Source organism: Blastococcus sp. SYSU D01042 (assembly GCF_054050515.1).
Genome location: NZ_JBJGZM010000001.1, coordinates 381,876 through 400,434, shown reverse-complemented (window position 1 = coordinate 400,434; position 18,559 = coordinate 381,876). Strand labels below are relative to the sequence as shown.

The 18,559-nt window shown below is 75.2% G+C and carries 21 protein-coding genes; 10 read left to right on the top strand and 11 right to left on the bottom strand.

The features are described from left to right. Positions 1-38 precede the first annotated feature (38 nt). Positions 39-434 (top strand): cold-shock protein, encoded by a 396-nt coding sequence (locus tag ACI79H_RS02025; protein WP_456552698.1) that lies wholly within the window; start codon positions 39-41, stop codon positions 432-434. Here ACI79H_RS02025 and ACI79H_RS02020 read toward each other — a convergent pair. Together ACI79H_RS02020 and ACI79H_RS02015 are read right to left on the bottom strand one after the other, a co-directional pair. Continuing rightward, positions 431-916: a DUF2771 family protein gene (locus ACI79H_RS02020; protein ID WP_456552697.1), complete on the bottom strand. Its 486-nt coding sequence runs from the start codon at positions 914-916 to the stop codon at positions 431-433. The two genes, ACI79H_RS02025 and ACI79H_RS02020, sit on opposite strands and share 4 nt — an antisense overlap. Continuing rightward, entirely contained in the window at positions 913-2,361 is a 1,449-nt protein-coding gene (locus ACI79H_RS02015; RefSeq protein WP_456552696.1) for an MFS transporter, read from the bottom strand. Before ACI79H_RS02015 ends, ACI79H_RS02020 begins: the two co-directional genes overlap by 4 nt. Before the next feature lie 87 nt (positions 2,362-2,448). Here ACI79H_RS02015 and ACI79H_RS02010 point away from each other — a divergent pair, with 87 nt between their 5' ends. Beyond that, complete coding sequence (locus ACI79H_RS02010) at positions 2,449-3,285, top strand: DUF3027 domain-containing protein (RefSeq protein WP_456552695.1); 837 nt, start codon at positions 2,449-2,451, stop codon at positions 3,283-3,285. Here the strand turns inward: ACI79H_RS02010 and ACI79H_RS02005 are convergent. Continuing rightward, entirely contained in the window at positions 3,282-3,503 is a 222-nt protein-coding gene (locus tag ACI79H_RS02005; RefSeq protein ID WP_456552694.1) for a DUF2530 domain-containing protein, read from the bottom strand. The genes ACI79H_RS02010 and ACI79H_RS02005 overlap by 4 nt on opposite strands. Positions 3,504-3,573: 70 nt before the next feature. On the opposite strand from ACI79H_RS02005, the gene ACI79H_RS02000 reads away from it, so the two are divergent. The 5 genes from ACI79H_RS02000 to thpR all read left to right on the top strand — a co-directional run bounded on the left by ACI79H_RS02000 (position 3,574) and on the right by thpR (position 7,931). Continuing rightward, entirely contained in the window at positions 3,574-5,082 is a 1,509-nt protein-coding gene (locus ACI79H_RS02000; protein WP_456552693.1) for an NCS2 family permease, read from the top strand. 92 nt (positions 5,083-5,174) lie between these two features. Continuing rightward, the gene (locus ACI79H_RS01995; RefSeq protein WP_456552692.1) at positions 5,175-5,609 is read left to right on the top strand and encodes a MarR family winged helix-turn-helix transcriptional regulator; all 435 of its coding nucleotides are present in this window, start codon (positions 5,175-5,177) and stop codon (positions 5,607-5,609) included. After that, a complete protein-coding gene (locus tag ACI79H_RS01990; protein ID WP_456552691.1) occupies positions 5,602-6,927 on the top strand; it encodes an MFS transporter in 1,326 nt (441 codons plus the stop codon). The genes ACI79H_RS01995 and ACI79H_RS01990 overlap by 8 nt, the downstream gene beginning before the upstream one ends. A gap of 45 nt (positions 6,928-6,972) precedes the next feature. Next, positions 6,973-7,359, top strand: coding sequence for a hypothetical protein (locus ACI79H_RS01985; protein WP_456553112.1), 387 nt, complete (start codon positions 6,973-6,975; stop codon positions 7,357-7,359). Next, positions 7,356-7,931, top strand: a complete 576-nt coding sequence (gene thpR, locus ACI79H_RS01980) for an RNA 2',3'-cyclic phosphodiesterase (RefSeq protein WP_456553103.1) — start codon at positions 7,356-7,358, stop codon at positions 7,929-7,931. Before ACI79H_RS01985 ends, thpR begins: the two co-directional genes overlap by 4 nt. On the opposite strand, the gene ACI79H_RS01975 is transcribed toward thpR, so the two are convergent. After that, positions 7,898-8,866 (bottom strand): aldo/keto reductase, encoded by a 969-nt coding sequence (locus tag ACI79H_RS01975; protein WP_456552690.1) that lies wholly within the window; start codon positions 8,864-8,866, stop codon positions 7,898-7,900. The two genes, thpR and ACI79H_RS01975, sit on opposite strands and share 34 nt — an antisense overlap. A 27-nt stretch (positions 8,867-8,893) precedes the next feature. Between ACI79H_RS01975 and ACI79H_RS01970 the strand changes: the two genes are divergently transcribed. Beyond that, positions 8,894-9,730, top strand: a complete 837-nt coding sequence (locus ACI79H_RS01970) for a thioesterase family protein (protein WP_456552689.1) — start codon at positions 8,894-8,896, stop codon at positions 9,728-9,730. A gap of 3 nt (positions 9,731-9,733) precedes the next feature. Here ACI79H_RS01970 and ACI79H_RS01965 read toward each other — a convergent pair whose 3' ends face one another. The 4 genes from ACI79H_RS01965 to ACI79H_RS01950 all read right to left on the bottom strand — a co-directional run bounded on the left by ACI79H_RS01965 (position 9,734) and on the right by ACI79H_RS01950 (position 12,825). Beyond that, positions 9,734-10,285: a TetR/AcrR family transcriptional regulator gene (locus ACI79H_RS01965; protein WP_456552688.1), complete on the bottom strand. Its 552-nt coding sequence runs from the start codon at positions 10,283-10,285 to the stop codon at positions 9,734-9,736. A gap of 56 nt (positions 10,286-10,341) precedes the next feature. Then, positions 10,342-11,091, bottom strand: coding sequence for an ABC transporter permease (locus ACI79H_RS01960; protein WP_456552687.1), 750 nt, complete (start codon positions 11,089-11,091; stop codon positions 10,342-10,344). Continuing rightward, entirely contained in the window at positions 11,088-11,807 is a 720-nt protein-coding gene (locus tag ACI79H_RS01955) for an ABC transporter ATP-binding protein (RefSeq protein WP_456552686.1), read from the bottom strand. Before ACI79H_RS01955 ends, ACI79H_RS01960 begins: the two co-directional genes overlap by 4 nt. 61 nt (positions 11,808-11,868) lie before the next feature. Then, positions 11,869-12,825, bottom strand: a complete 957-nt coding sequence (locus ACI79H_RS01950) for an NAD(P)/FAD-dependent oxidoreductase (protein ID WP_456552685.1) — start codon at positions 12,823-12,825, stop codon at positions 11,869-11,871. Positions 12,826-12,878: 53 nt separating this feature from the next. On the opposite strand from ACI79H_RS01950, the gene ACI79H_RS01945 reads away from it, so the two are divergent. Next, positions 12,879-13,688, top strand: a complete 810-nt coding sequence (locus tag ACI79H_RS01945; RefSeq protein WP_456552684.1) for a TrmH family RNA methyltransferase — start codon at positions 12,879-12,881, stop codon at positions 13,686-13,688. Here ACI79H_RS01945 and ACI79H_RS01940 read toward each other — a convergent pair. After that, entirely contained in the window at positions 13,685-14,158 is a 474-nt protein-coding gene (locus tag ACI79H_RS01940) for a general stress protein (protein WP_456552683.1), read from the bottom strand. The genes ACI79H_RS01945 and ACI79H_RS01940 overlap by 4 nt on opposite strands. A 77-nt stretch (positions 14,159-14,235) precedes the next feature. Between ACI79H_RS01940 and ACI79H_RS01935 the strand changes: the two genes are divergently transcribed. Continuing rightward, entirely contained in the window at positions 14,236-14,919 is a 684-nt protein-coding gene (locus ACI79H_RS01935; RefSeq protein WP_456552682.1) for a haloacid dehalogenase-like hydrolase, read from the top strand. Positions 14,920-14,926: 7 nt separating this feature from the next. Here ACI79H_RS01935 and ACI79H_RS01930 read toward each other — a convergent pair whose 3' ends face one another. Together ACI79H_RS01930 and ACI79H_RS01925 are read right to left on the bottom strand one after the other, a co-directional pair. Beyond that, positions 14,927-16,738 (bottom strand): ABC transporter ATP-binding protein, encoded by a 1,812-nt coding sequence (locus tag ACI79H_RS01930; RefSeq protein WP_456552681.1) that lies wholly within the window; start codon positions 16,736-16,738, stop codon positions 14,927-14,929. Then, complete coding sequence (locus tag ACI79H_RS01925) at positions 16,735-18,510, bottom strand: ABC transporter ATP-binding protein (protein ID WP_456552680.1); 1,776 nt, start codon at positions 18,508-18,510, stop codon at positions 16,735-16,737. Before ACI79H_RS01925 ends, ACI79H_RS01930 begins: the two co-directional genes overlap by 4 nt. Positions 18,511-18,559 lie beyond the last annotated feature (49 nt).

Sequence of the window (18,559 nt, the reverse complement as noted above, 5' to 3'; positions counted from 1 at the left end):
CACCGCGCACCTGACGGCGACGAACTGAGGGATCTGACGTGCCCACCGGGAAAGTGAAGTGGTTCAACGCGGAGAAAGGCTTCGGCTTCCTCGCCCGCGAGGACGGACCGGACGTCTTCGTGCACAAGGACGCCCTCCCCGCCGGCACGTCGGAGCTCAAGCCGGGTCAGCGGGTGGAGTTCGGCATCGTCGCCGGCCGGCGCGGTGACCAGGCGCTGCAGGTGCGCATCCTCGACCCCCTCCCGTCGGTCGCCGCCACCGCCGCCGCGAAGAGCCGCAAGAAGCCCGACGAGCTGGTGCCGATCATCGAGGACCTGATCAAGCTGCTCGACGACGTCGGCGAGGGGCTCCGGCACGGCCGGCACCCCGACCGCGCCGAGTCGCGCAAGGTCGGGTCGGTGCTGCGCGCGGTGGCCGCGGACCTCGAGGCCTAGGGGGCCCAGGGGGCCTCGGGCGCCTCGAGGTCCCCGCCGGCGCGGATGAACCCGACCGGCCACGCCCGGGACCAGACGCCGCAGTCGCCGCCCTTGTCCTCCACGACGAGCAGGTAGAAGGCCGGGGGGACGACGTCGGAGCTGTTGATGCCGGCGAACCGGTCCTCCCCGGCGGGGACGTCGACGGTGCCGATCACGTTCTCGAGCCGCTCGTCGAACACCTGCACGCCCCAGCCGCGCTCGGCCACCGAGGCGGGCACGGTGAGGGTGATGTCGGCGTCCGGCGAGACCTCGACGACCGGCGGCGTGGTGTCGTACCGGACCTCCTCGCCGTCGTCGCAGCCCTGCACGGCCTGGGCGGTCACGTCCTGCGCGCCGACCTCCACGCGCACCGTGCCCGGCCCCTGCTCCTCGCCCGCGCAGCCGGTGAGCAGCAGCACCGCGGGCAGCACGACGCCGGCGGTGGCCCGTCCCGGCCTCACGGGGTGCGCACCGGCCTCGTCGGGGCGTCGGGGGAGACCGGCGCCGGGGCGGGGCGGCTGCCCACCAGGCTCCACACGACCAGCCCCACGGCGACCGCGAGCAGCGCCGCGGCGACGGTGAAGCCGATCCAGCCCGTCGGTGGCAGCACGATCGCCAGCCCGCCGCCGGCCACCCAGGCCAGCTGCAGCACCGTCTCCGACCGGGCGAAGGCCGACGCGCGCAGGTTCTCGGGCACCTCCCGCTGGATGATCGCGTCCAGGGACACCTTGCCGATCGCGTTGGTGACCCCGGCGACGCCGGCCACCAGCACCGCCATGCCGAAGCCGTAGAAGACCGCGGCCAGCACGGTCACCGCCGTCGCGGTGAGCGCCGCGACCAGCACCACCCGGTCGGGGGCGGCGGCGCCCAGGCGCGACCCGCCGGCGGTGCCGAGGAAGCTCCCGGCGCCGGCGGCGACGGCGACCCCGCCCAGGGCCATCGTGGCCGTCCACCCGTCGGCGAACTCGGCCTGGACCAGGAACGCCAGGAAGATGGTCAGGAAGCCGGTCAGCCCGCGCAGCGCGGCCGTCGCACGCAGCGCCAGCACCACGTGCGGGCTCACCCGCCGGCGGCGCCGCCCGGGCACGGGGATCTCCGTGGTGCTCAGCACGTCGGCCGGCAGCTCGCCCGCGGGGACGTCGACGTGGCGCGGCAGCCGCGCGGCCAGCACGCCCGCGGCGGCGAAGACGGCAGCGGTGAGCCACAGCTCGGGGGCGAAGCCGACCGCCCACGCGACGCCGGCGCCGATCGCGCCCGCCACGCCGGAGGTCGCCAGGCCGAAGACCGACAGCCGCGCGTTGGCCGAGGTGAGCGACAGCGCGGACGGCAGCACCCGCGGGACGACGGCGGCGCGCAGCACGTTGTGCGCCTTCGACAGCACCAGGACGCCGAGGGCCGCCGGGTAGAGCAGCAGGTCGTCGAAGTGGGCGGCCATGAACAGCGCCAGCGCCGCCCGGCCGAACGAGCAGGCGGCCAGCGCCCAGCGGCGCCCGCGCTGCAGCTTGTCCAGCAGCGGGCCGATGACCGGCGCGAGCACCGCGAACGGCGCCATCGTCACCAGCAGGTACAGCGCCACGTTCCCGCGCTGCGCGTCGCCCGCGGCGGCGAAGAACAGCGTGCCGGCCAGCGAGACGGCGATCAGCGCGTCCCCGCCCATGTGCAGCGCGTTGACCCACAGCAACCGGGCCAGGCCGCTGGCCTCCGCGCCGTCGGCCCGGCTGGCGGCCTGCACCCGGCGGGCGGCGGCGCGGGAGAGCTCGCGGCCGCGGGAGATCGCGACGCGGGTGACGGTGACGCGCGCCGATCCGGAGCCCGCCGCGGGCAGCGGCGTCGTCGACGGCCGGTGCAGCGGCGTGGTGTCGGCCCGGTCCGGCGGCGGGGGCACCGGACGGCGGGGAGCAGGCACCCCTCCATGGTGCCGCACCGGAGGTCGCCGGCGGCCCGCTGCCTCGCGGAGGGTCCGGGCACCACGCGACCGCCGTCCTCTGGGACGATGGCCGACGTGTCCGATCCCTCTGCCTCCCCGCGGTCCGCGACGTCCCTGCCCGGTTCCCTGACCGAGGCCGACGCGGTCGCGCTGGCCCGTGCCGCGGCGGCGGAGACGGCCGGTGACCCGGAGCTCGTGGGCGACCACCTCGGGGTCGAACCGGAGGTCGCCGTCCCGGACACCGACGAGGTCGCCCCGGAGGCGCTCGGCGCCACCGCGACGCACACCTTCGCCAGCCGCCAGCCCGGCTACGTCGGCTGGCACTGGGCCGTGACGCTGGCGGCGGTGCCCGGCGAGGACACCGTGACCGTCGACGAGGTCGTGCTGCTGCCGGGTGAGCAGGCGCTGCTCGCGCCGGCGTGGGTGCCGTGGCACGAGCGGCTGCGCCCCGGCGACCTCTCCGTCGGCGACGTGCTGCCCTCGACCGAGGACGACCCGCGCCTGGTGCCCTCCTACAGCGCCGACGACGACTCCGCCGAGGACCCCGAGGGTCGCGTCGTCGCCTCCGAGCTCGGGCTGGGTCGCGAGCGGGTGATGTCCGCCGAGGGGCGCGCCGAGGCGGTCACCCGCTGGGGCGACGGCGACTTCGGCCCGGCTTCCGCGATGGCGCGCTCGGCCCCCGGTCCGTGCGCCACCTGCGGGTTCTGGCTGCCGCTGGCCGGTTCGCTCCGGCAGCGGGTCGGTGCGTGCGGGAACGCCTACGCGCCGGCCGACGGCCGGGTCGTCACCGCCGACTACGGCTGCGGTGCGCACAGCCAGGCGACGCTCGTCCCCGCGGACCGGACCGAGGTGGTCAACACCGCCCGCTACGACACGGGCACGTACGACGTGCTGTCCGACTAGTCCTTGCGGCCGTACTGGCCCTGCCAGCGCATGACGCCCAGGCCCAGGACGGCCAGCCCGATGGCGGCCAGGCAGGTCCAGGTCCACATCCGGTCCAGCCGGTCGCCCAGCAGCAGGACCACGACCAGGGCCACCGCCCAGACGCCGATGCCGGCGATGACCACCCGCGCGGTGTCCACCTGCAGCGGGGGAGGGGCCTGCTTCGTCGGCGTCGGCACGCCCCGACTCTAGGGCGGTGTGGCACTCTGTCGCCGCTCGCCAGCCGCCGCACGTCCCGGGAGTACCGCCATGGCCGACCTGCCCCGCACCACCGCGGGCGACACACCCGCCGACGTCGCCGCCGACGCGCCGGCCGCCCCGCACCGCAGCGAGGGCCCGCGCATCCGGCCGAAGAACGGGCTGGACCGCTACTTCGAGATCACCGCCCGGCGCTCCACGGTGTCGCGCGAGGTCCGCGGCGGGCTCACCACGTTCTTCACGATGGCCTACATCGTGGTGCTCAACCCGATCATCCTGTCCGGCGTCGACGTCGACGGGAACTCGCTGCCCTTCGCCTCGGTCGCGGCGGTCACCGCGCTGATCGCCGGCGTCATGACGATCCTCATGGGCGTCGTCGGCCGGTACCCGTTCGCGCTGGCCACGGGCCTGGGGATCAACGCGATCGTCGCGGTCTACGCGACCACGCAGCTGTCCTGGCCCGAGATCATGGGCCTGGTCGTGCTCGAGGGCCTGCTGATCACGCTGCTGGTGCTCACCGGCTTCCGGCGGGCGGTCTTCGAGGCCATCCCGGCGCAGCTCAAGACGGCGATCGCGGTCGGCATCGGCTTCTTCCTCACCATCATCGGCCTGGCCGACGCCGGCGTGATCCGCCCGGGCAACCCGCTGATCAGCTTCGGCGTGAACGGTCAGCTCGCGGGCTGGCCGCTGCTGGTGTTCGTCATCGGCCTGCTCCTGAGCGCCGTGCTCGTCGTCCGCAAGGTCAAGGGCGCGCTGCTGCTGGGCATCGTGGCGACGACGGTGGTCGCGATCGTCGTGGAGGCGATCGCCGACGTCGGCCCGAAGTTCCTCGACGACGGATCGGTCAACGACCGCGGCTGGGCGCTGCAGGTGCCCGAGCTGCCCGACGACGTCGTGAGCAGCCCCGACCTCTCGCTGATCGGCAACTTCTCGCTGTTCGGCGGCTTCGAGCGGATCGGCATCATCGCCGCGCTGCTGATCGTGTTCTCGATCATGATCGCGGACTTCTTCGACACCGTGGGCACGGTGACCGCCGTCGGCGCCGAGGGCGACATGCTCGACGAGAAGCGGAACCTGCCGAAGTCCCAGCCCGTGCTGCTGGTCGACTCGCTCGCCGCCGCGGCCGGTGGTGCGGGCAGCGTCTCGTCCAACACCACGTACATCGAGAGCACGGCCGGTGTCGCCGACGGCGCCCGCACCGGCCTGGCCAGCATCGTCACCGGCGTGCTGTTCCTCGTGGCCATGCTGTTCACGCCGCTGGTCGAGATGGTGCCCTCGGAGGCCGCCGCGCCCGCGCTGGTCATCGTCGGCGCGCTGATGATCACCCAGATCCGGCACCTCGCCTGGGACGACATGTCCCTGGTGATCCCCGCCTTCCTCACCATCGCGCTGATGCCGTTCACCTACTCGATCACCAACGGCATCGGGGCGGGTGTCGTCTCCTACGTGCTGCTGCGCGTGGCGGTCGGCCGGCGCCGGGAGATCCACCCGCTGATGTGGGTCATCACGGCGCTGTTCGTCGTGTACTTCGCCCTGGAGCCGATCCAGCAGGTGATCTGAGCCCTGCTCCTCCAGGGGCCCGTCACCGGTACGCCGGTGGCGGGTCCCTGCGCGTCCGGAGCGGCAGGTGGTTAGTGAGGTAAGCTAACCAAGTGCCCCGGACGACGCTCGACACCGCCGCCTTGGCGCACGACCTCCGGCTCGCCGTCACCCGCTTCTCCCGGCGGCTGCGCACCCAGCGCGTCGACACCTCCGTGACGCTCACCCACCTCTCGGCGCTGTCCACGCTCAAGCGGCACGGGCCGATGAGCGCCGGCGAGCTCGCGGCGCACGAGCGCGTGCAGCCGCCGTCGATGACCAAGGTCGTCGTCCGGCTGGAGGAGCGGGGCCTGGTCACCCGCACCGCGCACCCCACCGACGGCCGGCAGGTCGTGATCGGGCTGACCTCGACGGCGGAGGAGATGCTCGCCGCCGAGGGCCGCGCCCGCGAGGCGTGGCTGACCGGGCGGCTGCAGGACCTGACCGCCGAGGAGCGCGCGGTGCTGCGGGACGCGGCCGCGATCATGGACCGGCTCGCCGGTGGCTGAAGCGACGCTCACCGAGGAGGCGCCGGCGGGGAACGGCATGTTCCGGGCGCTGCGGGTGCACAACTACCGCCGCTACGCCTCGGCCAACCTGGTCAGCCAGACCGGCACGTGGATGCAGCGCATCGGTCAGGACTGGCTGGTGCTGCAGCTGACCGACGACAGCGGCGTGGCGCTCGGGCTCGTCACCGCCCTGCAGTTCGCCCCCACCGTGCTGCTCAGCCCCTACGGCGGGGTGCTCGCCGACCGCTACCCCAAGCGCCGGCTGCTCCAGCTCTCGCAGGCGTGCATGGGCCTGCTCGCCCTGACCCTCGCCGTCCTGGTGGCCACCGGCGCCGTCGAGCTCTGGCACGTCTTCGTGCTGGCCGGCGGGCTCGGGGCGGCCGCGGCCATCGACGCCCCGGTGCGGCAGTCGTTCGTGTCGGAGATGGTCGGGCCCGAGCTGCTGACCAACGCCGTCAGCCTGAACTCGACGATCTTCAACGGCGCCCGGCTGGTCGGCCCGTCGGTGGCCGGGCTGCTCATCGGCGTGGCCTCCGGCAACACCGCGCCCGCCTTCTTCATCAACGCCGCCAGCTTCGGGTTCACCATCCTGGCGCTGGCCTCCATGCGCGCCGACGAGCTGCACCCCAGCGCCCCCGTCGCCCGGGGGAAGGGGCAGCTGCGCGCCGGGGTGGCCTACGCCTGGGCGCACTCCGATCTCCTGCTGGCGATGGCGCTGGCCTTCGTCGTCGGCACCTTCGGCTTCAACTACCAGATCACCATCGCGCTCATGGCCCGCGCCGAGTTCGGCCTGGGCTCGGAGGCCTTCGGGCTGCTGGCCACGGTGTTCGCCGTCGGCTCGCTCAGCGGGGCGCTGCTGTCCACCCGGCGCAGCCGGCGGCCCCGGCAGCGCTTCCTGGTCGGCTCGGCGACGGTGTTCGGCGTGCTCACGGTGATCACCGGGCTGATGCCCGGCGCGATCGCCTTCGGCGTGCTGCTGGTGCCCACCGGCGCGGCCGCGCTCGTGTTCAGCGTCGCGAACAACAGCTTCGTGCAGCTCGGCGTGGACCCGCAGATGCGCGGCCGGGTCATGGCCCTGTACTTCATGTGCTTCATGGGCGGGACGCCGCTCGGGGCGCCGCTGGTGGGCGTGGTCGCCGAGCACCTCGGCCCGCGCTGGGGGCTGCTGCTCGGCGGCGGGATCGTCGTGGTCGCGGCCGCCGTGGCCGGCGCCGTCCTGGCGCGGGGGAGGGGGGTCCGGCTGGAACCGCAGCGCGGCCGGCCCTGGGTGCGCCTGCGCGTCGGGGAGCGGGCGCTGCTCCCGCCGTCCGGCGGCTGAACCGGGGGTACGGTCGGGGTGTCCGTCCGACGGTCCGGAGATGCCATGACCGGTTCGCTGCTCCTGCTCGGGCTCCCGTTCGCCGCGCTCTGCGCCGTCGTCGTCGGGTACCTGCCCGTCGAGCGGTGGCTCGCCGAGCGCTCCGCGCAGCGCCGCGCCCGGCGGACCGGACCGCTGGACCGGCGCCCCCTGCAGCTCGTGGCCGCCGACGTCCGCCGGCTGCGCCGCCAGCTCACCATGGTGCCCGCGGGCGCACCGATGGCCAGGCGTCGCGCGCTGCAGGCCGCCTTCGACGACGTGCTCACCGAGGCGGCGGCCATGCTCGCGGTGGAGCACGCGCTGGCCACCGAGCCGGCGGGGCGCGCCCGCGACGCCGAGCGGCTGCGCCTGCTCGCCGCCCTCGAGGCGGCCGGGCTGGCGGTGGAGGGCTGACCGGGCCGCGCCCGGCGCGGCTGTTCTTCTCGGTCGACCCGCCGGCGGAGGCCCGTGCCCACCTCCACCGGGCCGTCGAGCCGCTGCGCGCGCTGCCCGGCGCCCCGCGCTGGACCGACCCGGAGCGCTGGCACCTCACCCTGCTGTTCCTGGGCGCGGTGCCCCGCGCGCTGCTGCCCGAGCTGGCAGCGCACGCCGGCGACGCGGTGGCCGGGGCCCCGCCGATGCGCCTGCGGATCGCCGGAGCCGGGCGGTTCGGCTCCGTGCGCCGGCCATCGGTCGCCTGGGCCGGGGTGGAGGGCGACGTCGTCCCGTTGACCGGGCTCGCCGAGCGGCTCGCCGGGGTCGCGCGGTCGCTCGGCCTGCCGGTGGAGGACCGGCCGTTCCGGCCGCACCTCACCCTCGGGCGCTGGCGGCCCCGCACGGCCGCGGACGGCACCCTGACCGACCGGCTGGCGGGCTACCGGGGGCCTTCCTGGACGGTCGGCGAGGTGCTGCTGCTCGAGAGCCGGCCGGGCTCAGAACCGGCCTACGTCCCTCACCAGGCGTACTCCATCGGCGCCGCCTCGTAGCCCGGGAAGATCTCGTCGAGGCGGGCCAGCTGGTCGGCGTCGAGGGTCAGCTCCAGCGCCCGGAGCGCGCCCTCGAACTGCCCCATGGTGCGGGGGCCGATGATCGGCGCGGTCACCGCCGGCTGCTGCAGCAGCCAGGCGACGCCGACGTCGGCCGGCGCAGCCTCGATCTCCCGGCAGAACTCCTCGTACCGCTCCAGCTGCGGGCGCAGCTTCTCGACCCGCTTCTGCGTGCGCTCGTCGCTGCGCCGGCCCTCCTCGGCCTTCTCCAGGACGCCGGCCAGCAGCCCGCCGGCGAGCGGGCTCCACGGGATGATGCCGACGCCGTAGTGCCCGGCCGCCGGCAGCACCTCGAGCTCGACGTGGCGGGTCAGCAGGTTGTAGTGCGACTGCTCGCTGACCAGGCCCTGGAAGTGCCGCCGGGCCGCGGCCTCGTTGGCCGCCGCGATCTGCCAGGCGGCGTGGTTGGACGAGCCCACGTAGAGGACCTTGCCCTGCGCGACGAGCGTCTCGCACGCCTGCCAGATCTCCTCCCACGGCGAGCGGAGGTCGACGTGGTGGAACTGGTAGAGGTCGATCCAGTCGGTCCGCAGCCGGCGCAGCGAGGCCTCGCACGCCCGCACGATGTTGCGGGCCGAGAGGAAGGTGTCGTTGGGCCAGCTGCTCATGTTGCCGTAGACCTTGGTGGCCAGCACCGTCTTCTCGCGGCGCTCGCCGCCCTGGGCGAACCAGCTGCCGAGAACCTCCTCGGTGCGACCCTTGCCGGCCTCGCCGCCGTAGACGTTGGCGGTGTCGAAGAAGTTGACGCCCTCGGCCAGGGCGCGGTCCATGATCTCGTGCGAGGCGGACTCCTCGGTCCGCGAACCGAAGTTCATCGTGCCCAGGCACAGGCGGGACACGGTCAGGCCGCTGCGGCCGAGGTGCGTGTACTCCATGTCGACCACCCTGGCACTCTGTGATGCGTGCCGCAGACTGACGACGCCTCGCCGACCTACGACTTCGACACCGCCACCGCCGTGCGACGCGGGGACGGGGGCGCCCTCCTCGCCGACCTCGACCAGACCTGGCAGGTCGGCGGCGGCATCCTCAACGGCGGCTACCTGCTGTCGGTCGCGGCCCGCGCGGCGATCGACGAGAGCCCGCACCCGCACCCGGTGGCGGTGGCCGCGAGCTACATCCGCCCGACGCCCGCCGGTACGGCGACCCTGGAGGTCACCCCGGGAGCGGCCGGACGCACACTGGCGCACTCGGTGGTCACCCTCTCGGGGTCGGGGGCCGGCCCCTCGATCGTCGTCCAGGCGACCACGGCCACGCTGACCGACGACGCCCCCGAGTACTTCTCCGCCCCGGCGCCGTCCATCCCGCCGCCGGACGAGTGCGTGGACCTCTCCGCCCGGCTCCAGCCCGACCGGAGCAAGCGACCCGGTCTGAGCCGGCACATCGACACCCGGCTCGACCCGGCCACCGCCGGCTGGACGGTGGGCGAGCCCGGCGACGAGCCGCTGCTGCGCGCCTGGATCCGCTTCGTCGACGAGCGCCCCGCCGACCCGGTGGCGCTGCTGACCTTCGCCGACGTCCTCCCGCCGCTGGGCTTCTCGATCGGCCAGCGCGGCTGGGCGCCGACGGTGCAGCTGCAGGTGCTGGTCCGCGGCGTGCCGGCTCCGGGCTGGTGCCTGGCCGAGACGCGGGCCGTGCAGATCGCCGGCGGCTGGATCGACGAGGACTGCACGATCTGGGACTCCGAGGGCAAGCTGGTCGCCCAGGCCCGGCAGCTCGCCCGGCTGGCCCGCGGCCGCTGACGCTCAGGAGGGCAGCGGGACCTCGCCGGTGAGGTAGCGCTGCACGGTCGGGCCGATCGCCGCGACCAGCCACTCGGGCGTCGCCGAGGCCAGCGGCTCCAGCCGCAGCACGTACCGGGCGACCACCAGCCCCGCGAGCTGCGAGGCGGCCAGCGCCGCGCGCAGCTCCGCCTCGGCCGGCGGGTGGTCCAGCGAGGAGAGCACGCGGCGCAGCACCTGGGTCACCAGGAACTCGCGCAGCAGCCGCGCCGTCCACTCGCTGCCGACGGCGGAGCGCACCAGGGCCAGGCCCGCCGCCTGCGCCGGGCCGTCCCAGACGCCGAGCAGCGTGCGGACGACGCGGGCCCCCAGCTCGTCCGGCCCGCCGGCCAGCACGGCGGGCAGCAGCTCGCCGGGGTCGGCAGGCGCCTCGACGGCAGCCAGGAAGAGCTGGTCCTTGCTGCCGAAGTAGTGGTGCACGAGCGCGGGATCCACGCCGGCGGCGGTGGCGATGCCCCGGATGGTCGCCCCGTCGAAACCGCGCTCGGCGAACGCCGCACGAGCCGCGTCGAGCACCGCCTCGCGGGTGCCGGGGTTGCCCGGCCGGCGGCCCGGTCGGCGCGGTCGGCCGCTCAGCTGGTCCTCCTCCTCAGGGTGCCGGCGGCCAGGGTGAGCGCGAGCAGGGCGGCTCCGGCCACGACGGCGACGTCGAGCCACATCCTCCCCGTCGCCTCGGCCGAGCGCCCGACCTCCTGCAGCGCGTCGACGGCGTAGGTCAGCGGCAGCACGTCGCTGACCGCCTGCAGCCAACCCGCCATCTGCTCGCGGGGCACGAGCAGGCCGCAGAGGAAGAACTGGGGCAGCACGATCACCGGCATGAACTGCACCGCCTGGAACTCGCTGCGGGCGAAGGCGCTGGCCAGCAGGCCCAGGGCCACCCCGAGGACGGCGCCGACGACCGCGACCAGCACGACCAGCGCGAGCGACCCGGCGACCTCCAGGTCGTAGAGCGTGGTCGCCACGGCGACGGTCACCAGCGCCTGCACCGCGGCGGCCAGGCCGAACGCGCTGCCGTAGCCGAGCAGCAGGTCCAGCCGGGTCAGCGGCGTGGTGAGCAGCCGCTCGAGGGTGCCCGAGGTGCGCTCGCGGAGCATCGCGATGCTGGTCACCAGGAACATCACGACGAACGGGAAGATCCCCAGCATCGTCAGGCCGACCCGGTCGAAGGTGCTCACCTGGCCGGGCGGCGTCGGCAGGTCCGCCCACAGCAGGTACAGCAGGCCCAGCAGCAGGCTCGGGACGAGCAGCATCAGCGCGATGGTGCGCGGGTCGTGCCGCAGCTGGCGCAGCACCCGGCCGGTGGTGGCGGTCGCGGCGGTCACGACGCCACCGCCGCGGACGCCTGGACGAGGGTTAGGAAGGCCCGCTCGAGGTCGTCGGAACCGCCGTCGGCGCGGAGCCGGGCCGGCGTGGTGTCGGCGAGGAGGGCGCCCTCGCGGAGCAGCAGCAGCCGGTCGCAGCGGCCGGCCTCGTCCATCACGTGGCTGGAGACGACCAGCGTGGCGCCGGCCGCGGCCAGGGCGGCGAACCGCGCCCACAGCTCCACGCGGAGGACCGGGTCCAGCCCCACGGTCGGCTCGTCGAGCACGAGCAGCTCCGGTTCGCCGACCAGCGCGCAGGCCAGCGAGGCCCGGCCGCGCTGGCCGCCCGACAGGTCGGCGACGAGCTGGTGCGCGGCGTCGGCCAGGCCGACGTCGGCGACCGCGGCGTCGGCGTCGCGGGGGCTGCGACCGTAGAGGGCGGCGAAGTAGCGGGCGTTCTCCCGCACCGACAGGTCGGCGTAGACGCTGGGCGCCTGGGTCACGTACCCCACCCGCGACCGCAGCCCGGGCGAGCCGGCCGGCTCGCCGAGCACGGTCACCTCGCCGGAGCGGACGACCTGCACGCCGACGAGTGCGCGCATGAGCGTGCTCTTGCCGCTCCCGCTCGGACCGAGCAGGCCGGTCACCTGACCGGGCGGGACGCGGAACCCCACGCCGTGCAGCACGCGGCGCCGGCCGCGCTCCACCACGAGGTCCCGGACGACGACGGCGTCCATGACAGCTCCCTGGATCTCAACGGCTGTTGAACTCAACGCTAGGTGAGTTCACCTCGGGCCGTCAAGAGCCGGCGAGGGCCCGGCCGAGCGCCGTACCCGACCGCCAGGCGCTCTCCACCTTCGCCGGGGCGTGCCACCCGTCCCCGCACAGCCCGACGCCGTCGACCAGGCCGAACGGTTCCTCCCGCGGCGCGTCCGGCCGGGCGTAGGTCCAGCGGTGCACCTCGGTCCACGCGGGGTCGGCGTCGATGCCCAGCGCGCCGCGCACCGCCGCCACCACCGCCGGCACGGCGGCGGCCGGGTCCTCGAGGTGGTCGGCGGCCAGGCCGGCCGTCGTGTGCGCGACCAGCACCGGAGCGGCGTCCCCGCGCCGGTCGCCGTCGTCGGCGATCCACTCCACCGCGGGGTCGTCGTGCACGAAGGCGCCGTGCAGGTCGGCCGGCCACCGCCGCTCCTCCCAGCCGAGGACCACCGCCAGCGCCGGGAGCCACCTCTCGGCGGCGGCCAGGCCGCCCGACAGGGAGGCGGGGTCGAGCAGCCGCGCCGCCTGCGGCCCGGGCATGGCCAGGGCGACGGCCGGGACGGGCCGGCCGTCCACGGCGGGCCCGGGGGCCACCGTGCGGACGGTGGTGCCCGGCCGCACGGTCAGGCCGGTTGCGAGATCGGCCGCCAGGCTGCGCGTCCCGCCGGCGGTGCCGTAGCGCAGCGGCCCGGTCGTGCGCCGGCGGAAGCCCTCCGGCCCGACCACCGAGAAGGTGTCCGTCCACGGGTGCGCCAGCCCGCGCGCGACCCAGCCGGCCACGACGTCGGCGAACGGGGAGCCCTCCCCGGCCGTCAGGTACGACGCGCCGAGGTCGACCGGGCGTCCGCGCACGGTGCGCGAGGCCAGCCGACCCCCCGACGCGCGCCCGCGGTCCAGCACCTCCACGTCGCGTCCCGCGTCCTGGAGGGCGCGGGCACAGGCCAGCCCGGCGATGCCGGCGCCGACGACGGTCAGGGGTGCGTGCTCGCGGTCCACGGGCCGATCCTGGGGGCTGCGGGTCCTCGGCGCCCGCCCGGCACAATCGCGCCGTGCCCGAGCCCGTCGTCATCACCGATCCCGGAGACCCGCGGGTGGCCGACTTCCGCGACCTCAAGGCCGGTGACCGGCCCGCCGGGTCGCCTCGTGGCGAGCTGGGCCCGGTGATCGTCGAGGGGGTGCCGGCCGTCGAGCGGCTGCTCGCCTCGCCCTACCCGGTGCGGGCGGTCTTCGGCGTGCCGGGGCGGGTGGCAGCGCTCGACCTGCCCGAGGGGGTGGCGGCGTTCGAGGCCGACAAGTGGGTGCTGTCGGAGGTCATCGGCTTCCGGCTCACCCGCGGCGTCCTGGCCTCGGCCGATCGGCGGCCGCCGGCGGACCCCGACGAGCTGATCGCCGGCCCGGATCCGGCCGCGCCCCGGCGGCTGGCGGTCCTGGAGGCGCTCAACGACGCGGAGAACCTCGGCTCGATCGCCCGGTCCGCGGTCGCGCTCGGTGTGGACGGCCTGCTGTTGGACCCGCGCTGCGCCGATCCGCTCTACCGGCGCTCGGTCCGGGTCTCGATGGGGCACGTGCTGACGCTGCCGTTCGCCGTCCTGCCCGACTGGCCCGGCGGCCTGGAGCGGCTGCACGAGGCCGGGTACCTCACGGTCGCGCTCACCCCGGCCGCTGACGCCGTCGATCTCGACGAGGTGGACCCGCGGGCCCACCCGCGCACCGCGGTGCTGCTGGGCGCGGAGGGGCCCGGGCTCACCCCGGAGGCGCAGCGGGCGGCGCGGGTGCGCGCCCGCATCCCGATGCGCTCCGGGGTCGACTCCCTCGGCGTCGCCGCCGCGGCGGCGGTCGCCTTCGCGACCATCCGCTAGTAGCGGAGGGCGAACTTCGCGAGGATCTCGCGGGCCTGCTCGGCGTGCGCCGGGGCGCACATGACGTCGTAGCGGGCGGCGATGATCCGGCTGGTGCTGGTGAAGTCGCGCCGCCCCTGGGTGGCCGCGTAGCCCATCCAGCCGAACAGCGCGCCGAACACCAGACCGACGAGCAGGCCGGTCAGGACCGAGCCGATCCACCCGGCGCCGTCGGCGGCGAAGATGCCCAGCAGCAGGCCGACGAACAGACCCCACCAGGCGCCGCCGGCCGCACCGGCCGCGATCGCCCGGCCGGTCGTCATCCGGCCCAGCACCTGCTCGACCTGGCGCAGGTCGGAGCCGATGATCGTCACGTTCTCGACGGGGAACTTCTCGTCCGAGAGGTGATCGACGGCAGCCTGCGCGCGCTCGTAGCTGTCGTAGGAACCCACCTGGACGCCGCCCAGCGGCATCGACACCGAAGCACTCATGCCCGGTCAACTACCCGGCGGCCGGTGCTGTTCCACGCCGACCGCCCGATCGTGGACCTGCCTGGCAGCATTCCGCCGTGCGCGCCGGACGGGACACCGTGGTCTTCGACCTCGACGGCACCCTGGTGGCCGGAGACGCCTTCGGGCTCTTCCTGCGCCGGCTGCTGACCCGCTCCCCGCTGCGCCTGGCGGCCGCCCTGGTGTCCGCGCCGCTGTGGGTGCCCGCCATGGCGTTCCGCACCGCCCGCGTCGTGGGGGAGCGGTACCTGGTCTGGCTCGCTCTCGTGGGCGCCGACGAGCGGGCCTTCACGGCGGCCGTCCGCGACTTCGCCGAGGAGCACGCCGGCCCCGGGGGCGGCCGTGCCGCGGTGGCCGGGGTGCAGCAGCTGCGGGAGCACCTCGAGCGCGGCGACCGGGTGGTCGTGGCGACCGGCTGTGCCGCCCCGCTGGCGGAGGAGGTCTGCGCCGTCCTGCGACTGCCGGAGGTGGAGGTCGTCGGGACGCGGCTGGTGCGCGGGCGCTGGGGCCTCCCGGAGCGGACCGTGCCCGCGCGCGGGGAGGGCAAGCTGCGCGCGCTGGAGGCGGCCGGTGTCTGCTTCCCGGTCGCCCACGCCTACTCGGACTCCCCGTCGGACCTGCCGCTGCTCCGCAACGCTCTCGTCCCGCACGTCGTCGACCCCGCACCCCGCGACCTGGTTCGGCTGCGCCGCGCCCTCGGGGACGACGTCGACGTCCTGCGGTGGGCCGGTCGCGGCGGGTGAGCCGGGCTCACACGAGGCTGTCGGCCCACGCCCGGTGCAGCGCGGCGAACCGGCCCCTGCCGGCGACGAGCTCGGCGGGGGAGCCGTCCTCGACGATCCGTCCGCCCTCCATGACCAGCACCCGGTCGGCGATCTCCACCGTCGACAGCCGGTGGGCGATGATCAGCGCCGTCCGGTCGGCGAGCAGCGTGCGCAGCGCGTGCTGCACCAGCCGCTCGCTGGGGACGTCCAGCGAGCTGGTGGCCTCGTCGAGGACGAGGACGGCGGGGTCGGCCAGGAACGCCCGGGCGAAGCTGACCAGCTGCCGCTGCCCGGCCGACAGCCGGCCGCCGCGCTTGTCCACCTCGGTGTCGTAGCCGTCGGGCAGCTCGGTGATGAACGGGTGCGCGCCGATGGCCCGGGCTGCGGCCTCGATCTCCGCGCGGCTCGCACCGGGCCGGCCGAAGGCGATGTTGTCGGCGACGGAGCCGGAGAACAGGAAGCTCTCCTGGGTCACCATCACGACGGCCCGCCGCAGGTCGGCGTCGGACAGCCGGTGCAGCGGCACGCCGTCCAGCCGGATCTCGCCGTCGGCCGGGTCGTAGAAGCGGGCCGCCAGCCGGGCCAGCGTCGACTTCCCCGCCCCCGTGGCGCCGACCAGCGCGACGGTCTGCCCCGGCGGCAGGACGAGCTCGAGCCCCGGCAGCACGGTGGTGTCGCCGTAGCCGAAGCGGACGCCGTCGAACACCAGCTCGCCGGTGGCCGCGGGCAGGGGCACCGGGTCGGCGGGCTCGGGCACGGTCGGCGTCTCCTCGAGGACGCCGGAGAGCTTCTCCAGCGCGGCGGTCGCCGACTGGTAGCTGTTGTAGAACATCGCGATGTCCTGCAGCGGGTCGAAGAAGCGCCGCAGATAGAGCAGGAAGGACACCAGCGTCCCGACCGCCATCGCGCCGTCCATCACCCGCAGCGCCCCGTAGCCGAGGACGGCGACGGTGACCAGGTTGCCGATCAGCGTCACCGCCGGCACGAACACGGCGATCAGCCAGAACGCCCGGTGGTGGGCCCGCCGGTTGTCGTCGTTGAGCGCGGCGTAGATCTCGTCGTTGCGCTCCTCGCGACGGAACGCCTGCACCGCCCGGATCCCGCCGAAGGTCTCGGTGAACTGCACGATCAGCGCGGCGATGGTCTCGCGGGTGCGCCGGTAGGCCGCGGTGGAGTTGCGCTGGAACCAGCGGAACACCCAGACCAGCGCCGGGAACCCCAGGAGCGCGGTGAGGCCCAGGGGTGGGTCGAGGACCACGAGCACGATCCCGATGCCCAGCACGCTGAACAGGGCGGTGACCAGCCCGTCGAGGCCCTCGTCGAGCAGCTCGGCCAGCGCCTCGACGTCGCTGGTCAGCCGGCTGATGGTGCGGCCGGAGGTGTACCGCTCGTGGAAGGACAGCGGCAGCACCTGGACGTGGGTGAACACCCGCCGGCGCAGCGTCAGCAGCACCGCCTGGCCGACCCGGCCCGACCCGGTGAGGAAGGCGAAGCGGAGCACCGCGTCCAGCGCCGCGGCGGCGAGCATCGCGGCGGTGATCCAGACCAGCGGCCAGGCGTCGCCGTCGACCAGCGCCGGGACGGCGACGTCGATACCCACGCCGATGAGCAGCGGACCGGCCAGCCAGGCGGCGTTCTGGCACACGACGGTGACCAGCAGCCACCACAGCGCGCGGTGGTGCGGCCGCATCAGTTCCCCCAGCAGGCGCCGGGAACGGGCGCGCAGGAAGCCGCCGGCACCCGCGGGGAGGTCGTCGGCGTCCTCGGTGGCGACGCCGCGCCAGTCGGCGGCGCTCACGGGCGCGCCTCGGCCAGGTCGCTCTCCTGCGCGAGCAGGTCGCGGTAGGCGGGTTCTGCGGCCAGCAGCTCGGAGTGCGTGCCGACCGCCGCGATCCGCCCACCGGCCAGCAGCGCCACCCGGTCGGCGAGCAGCACGGTGGAGGCCCGGTGCGCCACGACCAGGGCGGTCGTCCCGGCCAGCACGTCGCGCAGCGCGCGCTCCACGAGGGCCTCGGTGTGCACGTCCAGGGCGGACAGCGGGTCGTCGAGGACGAGCACCGGCGGGCGGCCCAGCACGGCGCGGGCCAGCGCGAGCCGCTGCCGCTGACCGCCGGACAGCGACAGGCCCTGCTCGCCGATGCGGGTCTCCAGGCCCCAGGGCAGGTCGTGGACGAAGCCGGCCTGCGCGACCTCGAGGGCCTCGGCGATCTCGGCCCCGGTCGCGCTGCCCCGGCCGAGCACCAGGTTCTCCCGGACGCTCATCGAGAACAGCGTCGCCTCCTCGAACGCGGTGGCGACCACCCCGCGCAGCTGGGACAGCGGCAGGTCGCGCACGTCGACCCCGTCGAGCGAGACCCGGCCCGCGGTGACGTCCTGCAGCCGCCCGACCAGCGCGGTGAGCGTGGTCTTGCCCGACCCCGTGGCACCGACGAGCGCGACGGTCTCACCCGGCTCGACCGCGAGGTCCACGCCCGCGAGGACCGGAGTCGCGGAGCCGGGATGGGTGAAGCCCACGCCCTCGAACGCCAGCCGCGGCGGGGTGCGCAGCGGCTGCGGCACGACCCCGGGGCGGTCGGTGACGGTGATCGGCTCGTCGAGCAGCTCGCCGATGCGGTCGCAGGCGCTGGCGGTCTCCTGGGCGAAGGCGAACAGGAAGCCCAGCGACAGGATCGGCCACAGCAGCACCGTGAACAGGGCCACGAACGCGACCAGCCCGCCGACGGTCAGGGCTCCGCTGCTCACCGCGAACGCCCCGCCGACCAGGATGAGCGCGAGGTTCAGCTGCGGGTGCAGCTCGAAGACGCACCACAGCAGCGCGAGGGTGCGGACCTTGTCCAGCTCCATGCCGCGCAGCCGGCGGGCCTTGGCGTCGTAGCGGTCGAACACCAGCCCCCGGCGGCCCAGGGACTTCACCACCCGTATGCCCTGCACGGCCTCCTCGACGTCGGTGGCCAGCTCGCCCTGCTCGTCCTGCACCCGGCGGGACTCCACGTTGTAGCGCCGCTCCCAGCGCAGGCCCAGCACGGTGAGGGGCACGGTGGTGAGCAGCACCGCCAGCGCCAGGGGCCAGTAGGTGACCAGCAGCAGGACGGCGACCACGGCGCAGGTGAGCAGGTTGACCGCGAGGAACGCCGCGGCGAAGCCCACGAACCGGCGCACCGTGGACATGTCGCTGCTCGCGCGGGACAGCAGCTGCCCCGAGGCCCACCGGTCGTGGAAGGCCACCGGCAGCCGCTGGAGCCGCTCGTACAGCGCGCCGCGGAGGTCCCGCTCGATCTGCAGGCAGCTGTTGTTCATCGCCCACCGGCGCAGGAAGAACAGGGCGGCCTCGGCCACCCCGAACACCAGGGCCAGCCCCAGCAGCGGCACCAGGCCGGCGCGGTCGCCCTCGGCGATCGGGCCGTCCACGATCGCGGCGGTGATCAGCGGCACCGCGAGCTGGGCCAGCGTGGCCAGCAGGGCCGCGGTGAACAGCAGCGCGATCAGCCCGCGGTAGGGGCGGGCGTAGGGCAGCAGCCGCAGGAGGGCCGAGAGGCGGCCGCGGTCGTCGGGTGCGGCGGCGGCGTCCATGGGGGATCGAGGCTAGGCCCGACCACCGACAGGGTCGAACGGATTGTCG